Origin of the sequence: Nakamurella aerolata, assembly GCF_013002705.1 — a bacterium.
Lineage (GTDB): Bacteria > Actinomycetota > Actinomycetes > Mycobacteriales > Nakamurellaceae > Nakamurella > Nakamurella aerolata.
Genome location: NZ_JABEND010000003.1, coordinates 17180 through 30333 on the forward strand (window position 1 = coordinate 17180; position 13154 = coordinate 30333).

The 13154-nt window shown below is 71.0% G+C and carries 12 protein-coding genes and 1 tRNA gene; 11 read left to right on the forward strand and 2 right to left on the reverse strand.

Annotated elements, in window-relative coordinates:
- The gene (locus HKD39_RS06220) at positions 1-636 is read left to right on the forward strand and encodes an energy-coupling factor ABC transporter ATP-binding protein (protein ID WP_343074639.1); all 636 of its coding nucleotides are present in this window, start codon (positions 1-3) and stop codon (positions 634-636) included.
- Positions 637-646: 10 nt separating this feature from the next.
- Positions 647-1327 (forward strand): energy-coupling factor transporter transmembrane component T family protein, encoded by a 681-nt coding sequence (locus HKD39_RS06225; protein ID WP_171199028.1) that lies wholly within the window; start codon positions 647-649, stop codon positions 1325-1327.
- A 6-nt stretch (positions 1328-1333) separates the two neighbouring features.
- On the opposite strand, the gene HKD39_RS06230 is transcribed toward HKD39_RS06225, so the two are convergent.
- Positions 1334-1852, reverse strand: a complete 519-nt coding sequence (locus HKD39_RS06230; protein ID WP_171199029.1) for an O-acetyl-ADP-ribose deacetylase — start codon at positions 1850-1852, stop codon at positions 1334-1336.
- Between the two features lie 264 nt (positions 1853-2116).
- Between HKD39_RS06230 and HKD39_RS06235 the strand changes: the two genes are divergently transcribed.
- The 4 genes from HKD39_RS06235 to HKD39_RS06250 all read left to right on the forward strand — a co-directional run bounded on the left by HKD39_RS06235 (position 2117) and on the right by HKD39_RS06250 (position 4160).
- Positions 2117-2452 (forward strand): barstar family protein, encoded by a 336-nt coding sequence (locus tag HKD39_RS06235; RefSeq protein ID WP_212754112.1) that lies wholly within the window; start codon positions 2117-2119, stop codon positions 2450-2452.
- Positions 2453-2518: 66 nt separating this feature from the next.
- Positions 2519-2594: transfer RNA gene (locus tag HKD39_RS06240), tRNA-Arg, on the forward strand.
- Positions 2595-2868: 274 nt separating this feature from the next.
- Positions 2869-3699 carry an AraC family transcriptional regulator gene (locus HKD39_RS06245; protein ID WP_171199030.1) on the forward strand — a complete coding sequence of 277 codons (831 nt, stop codon included), beginning with the start codon at positions 2869-2871 and terminating at the stop codon, positions 3697-3699.
- Positions 3696-4160: a VOC family protein gene (locus tag HKD39_RS06250; protein ID WP_171199031.1), complete on the forward strand. Its 465-nt coding sequence runs from the start codon at positions 3696-3698 to the stop codon at positions 4158-4160. The genes HKD39_RS06245 and HKD39_RS06250 overlap by 4 nt, the downstream gene beginning before the upstream one ends.
- Positions 4161-4241: 81 nt before the next feature.
- On the opposite strand, the gene HKD39_RS06255 is transcribed toward HKD39_RS06250, so the two are convergent.
- Positions 4242-5030, reverse strand: a complete 789-nt coding sequence (locus HKD39_RS06255) for a trypsin-like serine peptidase (protein WP_212754114.1) — start codon at positions 5028-5030, stop codon at positions 4242-4244.
- Positions 5031-5725: 695 nt separating this feature from the next.
- Here HKD39_RS06255 and HKD39_RS06260 point away from each other — a divergent pair.
- The 5 genes from HKD39_RS06260 (at position 5726) to HKD39_RS06280 (ending at position 13143) form a co-directional block, all read left to right on the forward strand.
- The gene (locus HKD39_RS06260; protein ID WP_171199032.1) at positions 5726-6346 is read left to right on the forward strand and encodes a Rieske (2Fe-2S) protein; all 621 of its coding nucleotides are present in this window, start codon (positions 5726-5728) and stop codon (positions 6344-6346) included.
- A gap of 170 nt (positions 6347-6516) precedes the next feature.
- Positions 6517-9258 carry a S8 family serine peptidase gene (locus HKD39_RS06265; RefSeq protein WP_171199033.1) on the forward strand — a complete coding sequence of 914 codons (2742 nt, stop codon included), beginning with the start codon at positions 6517-6519 and terminating at the stop codon, positions 9256-9258.
- A 480-nt stretch (positions 9259-9738) separates the two neighbouring features.
- Positions 9739-10629 carry a helix-turn-helix domain-containing protein gene (locus tag HKD39_RS06270; RefSeq protein WP_171199034.1) on the forward strand — a complete coding sequence of 297 codons (891 nt, stop codon included), beginning with the start codon at positions 9739-9741 and terminating at the stop codon, positions 10627-10629.
- Between the two features lie 152 nt (positions 10630-10781).
- Positions 10782-11549 (forward strand): response regulator transcription factor, encoded by a 768-nt coding sequence (locus tag HKD39_RS06275; protein WP_171199035.1) that lies wholly within the window; start codon positions 10782-10784, stop codon positions 11547-11549.
- Positions 11527-13143: a sensor histidine kinase gene (locus HKD39_RS06280; RefSeq protein ID WP_171199036.1), complete on the forward strand. Its 1617-nt coding sequence runs from the start codon at positions 11527-11529 to the stop codon at positions 13141-13143. Before HKD39_RS06275 ends, HKD39_RS06280 begins: the two co-directional genes overlap by 23 nt.
- Positions 13144-13154: the final 11 nt, after the last annotated feature.

The following is a 13154-nucleotide window of genomic DNA, read 5'->3' on the forward strand; positions in this document are numbered from 1 at the left end:
GTGTTGCACACCATCGACCTGAGGCTGACCGAACACCGCATCGGCGTGGTCGGCGGCAACGGCTCCGGCAAGTCCACGCTCGCCAGGATGATCAACGGGTTGGTGACCCCGGACAGCGGGCGGGTGCTGGTGAACGGGCTGGACGTGGCCAAGCACGGCGCGGCGGTGCGGCGCCAGGTCGGCTTCGTGTTCACCGACCCCGACAGCCAGATCGTGATGCCAACCGTGGCGGAAGATGTCGCATTTTCGTTGCGGCGCAGCACGTTGAGCAAGGCTGAGGTGCAGCAGCGGGTGGACAACGCGCTGCGGCAGTTCGGCCTCGCCGGGCACGCCGACCACCCGACGCACCTGCTGTCCGGTGGGCAGAAGCAGCTGTTGGCGCTGGCCGCGATGCTGGTCCGCGACCCGCAGACGCTGGTGTGCGACGAGCCGACAACGCTGCTGGACCTGCGCAACACCCGCATGGTGAACGCGCTGCTGCGTGAGCTGCCGGTGCAGCTGATTCTGGTGACGCACCAACTGGACCTGCTCACCGACATGGACCGGGTACTGGTGGTGCACGAGGGCCGCATCGCCGCGGACGGGCCGCCCGAGCCGACGCTGGCCCGCTACCACGAGCTGGTGTTGGGCTCGTGAGGGGCCGGCGATGAGCCGGGGCGGACCGATCGGTGTCTTCCAGCCGGGAACCTCTGTGCTGCACCGGATTCCGGCCGGCTGGAAGCTGTTGGGCATGGCCGTCGCCGTCACCGCGGCGCTGCTGCTGCGGCAGTGGTGGCAGCTGGCCATCGCCGCGGCCCTGACGCTGGTGTTGTATCTGCTTGGCGGGTTCGGAATGCGGGTGCTGCTGGCTCAGCTGCGGCCGTTGCGGTGGATGCTGCTGTTCGTCGCGGTGATCCAGCTGCTGATCGCCGGCTGGCCGACGGCGCTGCGGGTCTGCCTTGTGCTGTCCGTCACCGTCGCGCTGGCCGCGCTCTACACCCTGACCACCAGGGTCAGCCACACGCTCGACCTGGTGGCTCGGGCGCTGGCGCCGCTGCGCCGGAAACCGTTGCGGCGGTTGGCTATCGACCCCGATCGTATCGCACTGGTGCTGGCCATGACGATCCGCTGTGTTCCGCTGCTGGCCGGCGTCATCGATGAGGTGAACCAGGCCCGCAAGGCCCGCGGCGCCGGCTGGTCGGTGCGGGCGATCGCGGTGCCGGCGGTGGTCAGGACGCTGCGGGTGGCCGACGCGATGGGCGAGGCGTTGCAAGCCCGCGGCGCCGACGATCCCGACCCAGCCGACCCACGCCCGCCCGCCGCCGGGCCGGCCTCGGGCGGCAGCTGACGAGGGTCAGGCTTCGTCGCCGTAGAGCACCTGCTCGGCGATCGTCATGGTGGCGTCGCTGAACAGCACCAGCTCGGCCTGCTCCAGCCCGGTGTCGGCGCCGCACAGCGCCGCAAACGCTTGCACCAGAGCATCTTCCACCGGCCAGCCGAAGATGCCGGCGGAGATCAACGGGAACGCAATACTGCTCGCCGTCAGCTCGTCCGCCACCTCGAGGCTGCGCCGGTAGCACGAGCGCAGCACCGCCCGCTGGTCGCGGCGGGCGTCGTACACCGGGCCGACGGTGTGCACCACCCACTTGGCCGGCAGGTCGCCGGCCGTGGTGGCGACCGCCTCGCCCGCCGGCATGCCGTCCGGGAACCGGTCGCGCCGAATCTGCCGGCACTCGGCGATGATCGCCGGGCCACCGGCCCGGTGAATGGCACCGTCGACCCCGCCACCACCGAGCAAACTCGAACTTGCCGAGTTGACGATCACGTCGACGTGACGTGTGGTGATGTCCCCGACCACGGGCAAGATGTCCATGCCCCTAGTGTGCTGGGTGAACCACGGTGCCACCAACCAGACCGCTGACCGGCTCGGCCAGGGTGCCCGAGCTCCGCTGCCGGACGCCGGCCGAGCGCGTCTGTTGCGCACGCCCGGAAGCCACCGGACCGCCGCCATCGACCGCCGCGGCTGACCCCTGCTGCCCGACCCTCCGGTGCCGACCCGCCGGTGCCGACCCGCTGGTGCCGACCCGCCGCTGCCCGCTGCACCGGGCAGCACCGCATCGCGAAGGATGACCTTGACGTGACGACCTTTCTGCCCGCCGACTCGGCCGCCGCCCTGGCCGAGCGGCTCGGCGCCGTCCGGGTGCCGGCCGCACCCAGCACCGCCGCCTCGCTCGCCGCATTCGCCGCGGCGCTGCACTTCCCGGACTACTTCGGCGGCAACCTCGACGCGCTGCTGGACTGCCTGCGCGACCGGCCGGCCACGGCTCCACCGCTGTGGTGGTGCGACGTCGCCCGGTTACGCGACGCCGACCCGAGCGGCTACCGCGCCATTCTGCGGGTGTTCACCGACTGGCAGGCCGAACGCCCGGCCGCCGGCCGCACCGAGGTCTACGTCAGCGACACGGGCACCTGAGGTGCGGCCGCCACCGCACTCGGCGGCCAAGCGCAGCGCCCGCGCCGGGTACCCTGATCCGGCACGGCCCTCATAGCTCAGGGGATAGAGCACCGCTCTCCTAAAGCGGGTGTCGCTGGTTCGAATCCAGCTGGGGGCACCACCGCGGTTCACCGCTCCGCAGCGTTCGGGATCGACAGTGCTGCGGGATCGACAGCGGCGTCGGATCGACAACGTTGCGGATCGTCTGCTGTCGGATCAGCAGCATTGTCGGATAGCAGCGGTGTCGGATCGGCAGCGGCGTCGGGTCAGCAGCATTCGCCTGTCGGCAAGGCACTTCCCTTCGGCGGCACCGTTCCGTTCTCCGGTGGTGTCCCGTTCGCCGGCGCTGGACCTCTCCGAGCTGCCCGATTGCCAGGCGGGTAACGTCGTCCGGCATGGCGGCGCTCATCGACCTGCCGATCCATCCGGCGCTCGCCGGGTTGGTGGTGCGCTGCGTCCCGTACCGAAGCACACATCGCCATGACGAGGTGCACCTGGGCCTGCCGTCGCCGTACGCCACCGTGATCGTCGCGTTCGACGAACCGCTCGACGTCGGTTGGCTGGCCGATCCGCACCGGCACCAGCGGCACTGGACGTCGGCGTCGGGTTTGCACTCCGGACCGGCGTTGATCCGCACCAACGGCTACCAACACGGCATCCAACTGACGCTCACCCCGCTCGGGGTGCGGGCGCTGTTCGGCGCACCGATCGGTGCCTTCGCCAACGCGGTGGAGGGCCTGGCCGACCTGGATCGCCCACTGCCGGACGCGCAGTACCAGCGGCTGGCGGAGCTGCCGCCGAGTCAGCGCACCGGCGCACTGCAACAGCTGTTGATCGACCGGCTGGGCAACGACTTTCGCCGGGCGAGGCCGGAGCTGGAGCAGGCGTGGCGGCTCGTCACGCGCAGCCGGGGAACGGCTCCGGTCGCGTCGGTGGCCGCCGCGGTGGGCTGGAGCCGGCGGCAGCTGCACGCGCAATTCCTTGCCGAGTACGGGGTTTCACCCAAAGCGGCGGCACGGATCGCCAGGTTCGACCACGCCAGGAAACTCGCCGACGCGGCGGTGCCGCTGGCCGAGGTGGCAGCCGGCGCCGGGTTCGCCGACCAGGCGCACCTCACCAGGGAGTTCCGCTCGATGGCTGGCCGGACGCCGACCCAGACCCGGCGGACGGACTACACATTTCTTCAAGACCTGGCTGTCGGCCAGCGCGCATCATGGCAAACATGAGCAACCGCACGCTTTTCCACGTCCTGGCCTATGCCGACGTCAACCGCGGCATCGCCTTTCTCGAGGCGGTCGGCTTCACCCGGGCGGCCATCTACACCGATGGCGACGGCGCCGACGCCGTGGTGGTGCACGCGCAGTACAACTGGCGCGACACCGGCGGAGTGATGTTCGGCCAGCAGCGGCCACGCACCACCGACACCGGCGACACCGCAGACACTGCAGACACCGCCGACCCAGCCGGCACTCCAGACACCGCCGGTTTTGTCGACGGAGTGGGCCGGGCGCAGTGTTACTGCGTGGTGGAAACCGACGCCGATGTGGACCGGGTGCACGCCGCGGCCATCGCGGCCGGCGGCCGGTCGGTGCAGGCGCCGAACAATCCGGACTACGGGGGCCGGGAATGCACCGTCAGGGACGCCGAGGGCAATCAGTGGAGCTTCGGGACGTACCAGGGGGAATAACACGATCTCAGGGGAATAACGCGATCCGCCCGGCTCGCGAGGAGCCGGGCGGATCACGCAGGTAGCAGCGTCAGACCTGGATCAGGAGTTGGCTGCCGTGGTGTAGGTGGACTGGATGGTGCTGCCGAAGTACGGCCCCCACATCACATCTCGGATCGCGGTGTAGCCGAAGCTGTTGACGGAGTTCAGGTTTCCGTTCTTGATCCAACCACCACCGGACGAGCCGCCGGTCATGTTGCAGGGCAGGCCCTGGTCGTTGGAGCCGCCGTAGGTGTCGTTCATCACGGTGCCCTGGCACGACCAGAAGGTCTGGCCGTTGAACGGCGACGCCGCCGGGTATCCATAGGCGGTGTAGCTGCCGCCGCGGGCCTGGTTGAACGCGATCGGGTAACCGCCGACGGCGCCGGTGAGCGTCTTGCCGCCGTTGGTGTTCATGATGGCGAAGCCGACGTCGTAGTTGAAGTCACCCGAGTTCTTCCACGCGTTGGTGGTGACCAGCGCCCTGGCCGTCCAGGTTCCGTACGGGGCGTTGCCGTTCAAATACGCCGGGACAAAAGCGAATTTGGTGGCGTATGCGCCCGGCCCTTCGTTCACGCAGTGGCCCGCCGTTGTCACCACGGAGCCGTTGGTGCTGTTGGTGGCGGTGCCCGAGCAGACGTAATCGGCACCGCCGAGGGTGAAGAACACTTTGCCCATCCGGGGCTGCGGGGTCTGCTGGGTGGCCGCCGACCCGGCCATCGGCTTCTTCTTCAGCGCCTGCGCCTGGCTCTTGGAAAGCTTGAGGCTGTACTTCGATTCGATCGGGATGGCGTTGCGCATCCGATCCTTGGTCCAGTATTTGACGACGTCCTGCTGCTCCGCGGAACTCACCGCGGCTCGTTGCGCGGTCGCTTGTCCCGCCTGTCCCGATTGTCCGGCAGCGGCCGGCACGGCCGTCGCCACCGCGGCGGACGCCGTAAGGAGGGTGGTCAGCACTGCTGCAGAAGTGAATCGCTTCAACGCGATTTCCTTTCTCGTTTCGCTGCAACACCTTTCGGAGCTGCAGGCCCCCACCGGATGGGTAACCCGCCGTCGTGAACAGCGGTTCACCGACCGTAGGAACGAAAGCTGTTTTGGCACAACACAGTCGCTCGTTCTGGGGAGAGTGCGGTACACGAAGCGTCATCCCGGGGCGGCGACACGACCCCGGTGCGATGAAACCGGCACCGCCGGTGACGGTGAAGTGACGTTTCGGTTACTCACCGGGTAGCGCGGGTGGCCGCAACTTTTCCCCGGCAACGACGCCGTTGCCGCAGATTTTCGCCCTCAACCCCCAAACCGCTGCCCCGGCTTCACCCGCCGAGGCCACCCGGCCGGACGTGACGATGCCACCCGGCCGGACGTGGGCGCGGGGAGCCGGTGCGAGCACCTAGCTTTACCCGCCGCTGCCTTCCCGTGGCAGGTCAGGACGTTCCGGCCGGTCGCTGAGGCGATTGAACCGTTCGGGCTGCCCGGCCGTGCCAGTGGGTGATCCGGTCCATCGATCCGGCGCCGGGCCCTGCCCGGTCCGACCCGACAGGAGCGTCATGCCTGAGCAGAACACCGTCATCCCGGCAGCACCCGACCTCACCTCGCGAGTCGGCGGACCCGCCGCCCCGACAGCACCAACGGCGACGGCGAGTGCCGCCACCGGCACCACTGCCACCACCGGCACCGAACCCGGCACCGAACCCGGGCTCGACCCCGGCGCCGGTTGCACGGCCTGCGTCGGCGGCTCGGGTGCCGCTGGTCGCCAGGGCTGGTCGCGCCGCTCGGCGCTCGCCGCCGCGGGACTGGCGGTGGCCGCGACGGCCGCCGCATGCAGCAGCGGATCCGACGAGTCACCGTCCAGCAGCACCTCGGAGCCGGGCGGTTCGGGCGGCGCCGACCGCCAGGCTCAGCTCGCCGCGGTCAGCGACATTCCGGACGGCGGTTGCCTGGTCAGCGGCAAGGTGCTGCTGGCCCGCACCGGCGACACGGTGATGGGGCACTCGTCCACCTGCACCCACAAGGGCGGGACGGTGGCACCGGACGGCGCCGACGCCCGCTGCCCGCTGCACGGCTCGGTGTTCAACGCCACCACCGGCGCGGTGGTCAACGGGCCCGCCACCGAACCACTGCCGGCGGTACCGGTGACCGTCCGCTCCGGCGGGGTGTTCCAAGCCTGAGCGCCGCGGCCGGGCCGACCCGGGCACCCACCGACTGGCCCCGTGCCCGGCTGCCGGGCCGCGGCCGGGCAGACCCGAGCTCACCGCCCGGCACGGCGCATCTGCGCCAATGCGGACACCCGCCGCCGCCGGGCATTGCCCGCAGCGCGGGCAGGCGGTGTGCTTGACCGATGAAACGCACCCGGCCGCCGGCCGCCGCCGCCCTGCTGGCCGTCCCGCTCGTCATCGCGCTGAGCTCGCCCACCGCCGCGGTGGGCGAGCCGACACCGCCCGCCGACGCCACCCGGGCCGCGGCAACCGCCGACGCGAGCGGTAACGCCAAAACCCCCGCTGACCCGACTGAACAGTCCGCCGCAACCGAAAAGCCCGGCGCCGCAACCGAAAAGCCCGGAAGCTCCGGCGCCAAGTCCGATGCGCCCGGCACGCAGGTGGAGCGGATCGTCGTCCTCGACCCAAACCAAGCCGCACAGCTGGCGCCCACCGCCCAGCGCGGCAAGGCACTCGGCCGGGTGCGCGCCCAGCAGTCGGCGCTGCAGGCCGGCGCGCGGGCGGCCGGTATCAAGCTGCGGACGACGTACACCTACCAGCACGTCGTCAACGGTCTCGCGGTCAGCCTGCCGGCCGACCAGGTGGACGAGTTGGCCGCGCTGCCCGGCGTCACCCAGGTGGTGCAGCCGCAGCGGTTCGACCCGCCGCCGCCGATCCCCCGGCTGGCCAAGCAGGCCCAGCAGCGCGCCCTGGCCGCGGCCACCGACCTTGGCAGGGACAACGTCACCGTCACCAAGCTCACCGGCGTGCGGCAGGCGCACCAGCGCGGTTTCGACGGCGAGGGCGTCACCATCGGAATTCTCGACTCCGGGATCGCCTGGGATCTGCCGGCCTTCGGCGGCGGCACCTTCCCCAACGAGCGGGTGGTCGGCGGCTACGACTTCGCCGACGGCGACCCCGATCCCTACGACGACGGCACCTTCGGGGCATCAGGGCACGGCACCCATGTCGCCGGGATCGCGCTGGGCAACGACGACAAGATGACCGGCGTCGCGCCGGCCGCCAAGCTGCGCGCCTACCGGGTGTTCAACGACGAGGGCGCCAGCGAACAGTCGCTGCTGGCCGCGCTGGACCGGGCGGCGGCCGACAAGGTCGACGTGATCAACATGAGCCTCGGCCAGACCGGGATGCGCAGCAACAGCCCCATTTCCCTTGCGGTGGACCAGGTCAGCGCCTCCGGCATCCCCGTGGTGGTGGCCATCGGCAACGGCCTCGCCGGCCCGTTCAACGCCGGCTCCCCCGCGGTGGCCCGCTCGGCGATCGCCGTCGGCAGCGTGTACAGCGAGCAGCTGCCGTGGCTGGCCTTCACCCTGAACGACGGCTCCGGCGACGCCATCCCGTACGTGCTCGGTTCCAGCAACGGCAGAACGCCGGCGACCGGAACCTTCCCGGTGGTCGAGCTCACCGGCGGCTGCGACCCGCTGCCGGCCGGCAGCCTCACCGGCAAGATCGCGCTGTTCGGCGCGCTCGACGGCTTCGAGTGCCGCGGCATGGACCAGGCCAGGGTCGCCGAGGCGGCCGGCGCCGCCGGCGCCTTCTACTACAACGACCAGTTCAACGACGAAGACTTCCCGTTCACCATCTGCTGCGGGCCGGCCGTGCAGATGCCGATCGCGATGCTGCGCGGGCGCGACGCCAAGCGCATCCTGGCGACGGACAACCCGACCATCAGCTGGGGTGCGTACGCCGGCGAGCAGCTGCCGGACAACCTGAAGGGCCGGCCGGCGCTGCTGTCGTCGTGGGGGCCGGGCAACGAGCTGGAGTTCAAGCCCGACGTGGTGGCGCCGGGGGAGGGCATCTTCTCCACCGTCCCGCCGAAGATGGGCTACTACGCCCAGAACTCCGGCACCTCGATGGCGGCGCCGCACGTCACCGGCGTGATCGCGCTGCTGCGGCAGGCGAACCGGTCGCTGACCCCTGAGCAGCTGGCCACCGTGGTGGCCAACACCGCGCGGCCCGCCGCGCTGACCGCCGGCGACGCCAGCCGGCTGCACCCGACGGCGCAGCAGGGTTCCGGTCTGGTGAACGCCGCCGCCGCGCTCGATCTGCTGCAGCAAAAGGCACCGACGGTGACGCCGTCGCGGTTGGCGTTCGGCGATCTCGAGGGCCGGCAGGCGGTTCGGCAGCTGCAGGTGACCAATCCCGGCGCCACCCCGGTCAGCTACCGGGTGGAGCATCGCCCCGCGGTGTCGGCCGCACCGCCGTACACCGGCTCGTGGAAACCGACAGCGGCGGCGGCCAGCGCCCGCGCCACCAAGAGCATCGTCACGGTGCGCCCCGGCGCCACCACGAGGGTGAACGTGACCGTGCGCGAGCCCGCCGGTGTGCCCGCCGGCACCCTGCTCGGCGGCTGGTTCGAGCTCACCCCCGTGACGCCGGGGCAGCGAGCCATCCGGGTGCCGTACCAGGCCGTCAGCGGCGATCTGGATGCGGTGTCGGCCATCAACCCGACCTTCACCGACCTCAACCCCGGTCTGGACAATCCGGCGCTGCGGCCGGCCGACTTCAGCTTCGGCAAGAGCGAGCCGATCACCGTCGACCTCACCGACGACGACACCGGCAACGACTCCGCCTGGGTGATGGTCTCGCACGGTTTCCCGCTGCTGGAACGGTTCCGGCTACAGGTGCTCAACGCCAAGGGCAGGGTGGTGGCCACCCCGGTCGACGAATCGTGGGTGACCCGCAATTCCGGCGCCGGCACCGGCATGGACTTCTTGAGCTGGGACGCCACCCTGCCCGGCGGCGGCACCGCGCCGGCCGGCGAGTACCGGCTGCGGCTGGTGTTCGACAAGGCCATGGGCGATCCGGACGGTGCCCCGGCTCAGCAGACCTGGACCTCTCCGGTGGTGACGCTGGTGTCCTGACCCTCTCGGTCGCCGCGCCGGCGCCGCGCCCGTCCGCCGCTGTGGTTGCGGCGCCGGTGGTTGCGGCGCCGGTGGTTGCGGCGCCGCCGAGCGGAACAATGTGCGCCCGGAATCCCGTTGTCGCAGGTCGGTTTTCAGTTCGGCACGTCGAGCCGCCGATATTTCCGCTGGGCGAGTAGCGCCGCGGTCGCGTGAGCAAGTGGCGACATGGGTATCCAGGTAGGCCCAGAGGAATAATCGGCGTCTCCATGCCCTGCGCCGAAAGCCGACCTGCGCAAACGTCGATCGAGCCGCAGATTCTTCCACCGATAATCGGGGCATCCCGCCCGACTGCTGGTTCTATCCCCTTCTATCCCCGCCGCGCGTCGCCATGCCCGTGATGCTGTCTCCGCCCGGCCGCTGGTCGCGTCGCCGCACCGTGCGTCACAATGCCCGTGACGTCTGCACCGCCGCCGGCGTCGCGAGCGACCGGGGAGATCCGTGGGGCTGCAGTATCTGGGATTGGACGCCGAGCAGGAACGTGTCTACCGAGCGCTGCTGCCGTTGACCGACGCGCGGGTGGCCGAGCTCGCCGACGCCGTCTCGCTGCCCGAGGGCAGGGTGCTGCGCACACTGGACCGACTGGTCGAGCTGGGCCTCGCGCAGGGCCGCGCCGGTGGCCGCTACACCGCCACCTCCCCCGACGTCGCGCTCGGACCGGCGCTCGCCGGCCAACGCACCGCGGTGCAGCTGGCCGAGCAGGCGCTGGCCGAGCTGGTCGACATCTACCGCTCCAGCACCCTCGGCCATGCCGAGCGGGAGCTGATCGAGGTGGTGGCCGGCACCGACGCGGTGCGGCACCGTTACCTGCAGCTGCAGCTCGGCGCCCGCAGCCGGATCGACACCTTCGTCACCGGGTCGCATCAGGCCGTCTCGCACGACAACACCGAGGAAGCAACGGTGATGGCCCGCGGGATCAGGGCCCGCGCCGTCATCGACCGGGACTTCTTCAGCGGCCCAGCCGCGGTGCCGAACGTCGAGGAATCACTCGGCGCCGGCATCGAAGTCCGCACCACCGGACAGATTCCGCTGAAGCTGATCGTCTTCGACGGCAGCATCGCGATGCTGCCTGTGCAGGGCCGCGGCACCGGTGTCGACCCCAGCCTGGTGCTCCGCGGCGGCCCGGCGCAGCTGGCCCAGAGCCTGTTCGACACCGTCTGGCAGCACGCCAGGCCCTACGGCACCACCAGCGACGAACTCGACCCGATCGACCGACGCATCCTGCAGCTGCTGCTGGCCGGTTTCACCGACGGCGCCGCCAGCAGCCAACTGGAGCTGTCGTTGCGGACGGTGCAGCGCCGGATCAGCGCACTGATGAACGCGCCGGGGTGACCAGCCGGGTGCAGTTGGGTTGGCACGCCCGCGAACACGGCTGGAGCTGAGCGGGTGGAGCCGAACCGGCCGGCGGCTGCCCGGCCAGGCTCACAGCCCGCGCACAGCCGCGCTGCAAGGCGGGCACATCGACCCGGCCCAGAATCGGGCACATGATCAGCTCACTCACCGGCACCGACCGTCCCGTCCCCGCCCGCGAGCTGCTGCGCGGACCGAACGGGCGCCCGCTGCGGGTGCTGGTGGTGGACGACGAGCAGACGCTGGCTGAGCTGGTCGGCATGGCGCTGCGCTACGAGGGCTGGCAGGTGCAGCTGGAGTACAGCGGTGCCGCCGCGGTCGCCGCCGCCCGCAGCTTCCAGCCGGACGTCATCGTGCTGGACGTGATGCTGCCCGACATGGAGGGTTTCCAGGTGCTGCGCACCATCAGGGCCGCCGAGGGTGAGCCCACCAGCAGCCAGACGCCGGTGCTGTTCCTGACGGCGCGGGACGCGGTGGAGGACCGGATCGCCGGGCTCACCGCCGGCGGCGACGACTACGTGACCAAGCCGTTCTCGGTGGAGGAGTTGGTGCTGCGGCTGCGCGGGCTGCTGCGCCGCAGTGCGGCCAGCAGTGACGCCTCCGCGCTGGTGCAGGTCGGCGACCTGACCCTGGACGAGGACTCCCGCGAGGTGCACCGCGGTGGCCAGCTGATCGCGTTGACGGCCACCGAGTTCGAGCTGCTGCGCTACCTGATGCTGAACGCCAAGCGGGTGCTGTCCAAGGCGCAGATTTTGGACCGGGTGTGGAACTATGACTTCGGCGGCCAGGCCAACATTGTTGAGCTCTACATTTCGTACCTGCGCAAGAAGATCGATGCCGGACGGGAACCGATGATCCACACCATGCGCGGCTTCGGGTATGTCCTCAAGCCCACCTGCTGAATCTCACCCCGAAGCGCAGCCGCGCCGGGCGATGACGTTGCGCGGCAAGCTGATTGCCGGCTGCGTGCTGGTGATCGTCGCGGTCACCGCCACCATCGGCATTGTCACCCAGGTGCTTCTGTCCGACTTCTTGATGTCGCAGCTCGACTCCAGACTGCAGGTGGCGCAAGGCATCAGGGAACCCGACCGGCCCGGCCCGCAGCCGCCGGAACCCGCAGCCGCCACCGGGCCGCGGCGCGCCGGCGCGCTGGCAGACTGTCGCGCCGACACCGCGGGGCGCACCGACACCGCTGGCCGCGCCGACACCGCGGGGCAGGGCGGTCGACCCGGTGGGGGCGGCCCGTCCGGCCGCGGCGGCGCCCCGCAGGAACAGACGCTGTACGTGCTGCTGGACGGCGCCACCGTGCGCAGTGGCGCGCTGCGCTACGGCCCTGGCGGCTGCCTCGTTCTCGATCCCGCCCAGCTGGCGAGTACCGCTGCGCTGTCCCCCGACGCCGGGCCGGTGACCGTGACGATCGCCGATGCCGGCGACTATCGCGTTGCGGCGCAACAGCTTCCGGGCGGCGAGGTGCTGGTCACCGGGCTGTCGCTGGCGGAGGTGACGGCAACCGAACAGCGGCTGACGCTGATCGTGGTGGCGGTCGGGGCCGGCGCGCTGCTGGCGGGCGGGCTGCTGGTGTGGTGGATCGTGCACCGATCACTGCGCCCGCTGGACCGCGTGGCCGCGACCGCGCGGCAGGTGACGACGCTGCCGCTGGACCGCGGCGAGGTCGATCTCGGGGTGCGGGTACCTGCCCGAGACACCAACCCCCGCACCGAGATCGGCCAGGTCGGCTCGGCGCTGAACCAGATGTTGGGGCACGTGTCCGGCGCGCTCACCGCCAGGCACGAGTCCGAGTCCCGGGTACGCCGGTTCGTCGCCGACGCCTCGCACGAGCTGCGCACCCCACTAGCGTCCATCCGCGGCTACGCCGAACTGGCCGGCAGCAACCCTGACGATCTGCCGGCGGTGCGTCATGCGTTGGGCCGGGTACGGTCCGAGTCGGAGCGGATGAGCTCGCTGGTGGAAGACCTGTTGTTGTTGGCGCGCTTGGATTCCGGCCGGCCGCTGGCCAGCGGACCGGTGGACCTGACGGCGCTGGCCGTTGACGCAGTGGCCGACGCCAACGCCGCCGACCCCGGGCACCGTTGGCGGCTGCAGGTGCCGGCCGAACCGGTGCTGGTGACCGGAGACGAGCACCGACTTCGTCAGGTGCTGACCAATCTGCTGGCCAACGCCAGCACCCACACCCCACCGGGCACGGTGGTCACCACCGAGGTGAGCGGCGGCCATGGCCATGCGGTGCTGACCGTCACCGACACCGGCGAAGGCATTGCGCCGCAACTGCAGAGCGAGATCTTCGGGCGGTTCGTCCGGGGCGACAGTTCCCGCTCGCGCACCGCAGGGTCAACCGGGCTGGGCCTTTCCATCGTGCAGGCGGTGGTGCTGGCGCACCACGGCAGCGTCGAGGTGGCGTCCGCGCCGGGGCGCACCACGTTCACCGTGCGGCTACCGATATTCGGCTTGCCACATGCCTTACCGTCGGCCAGGTGACAGACAAGCGA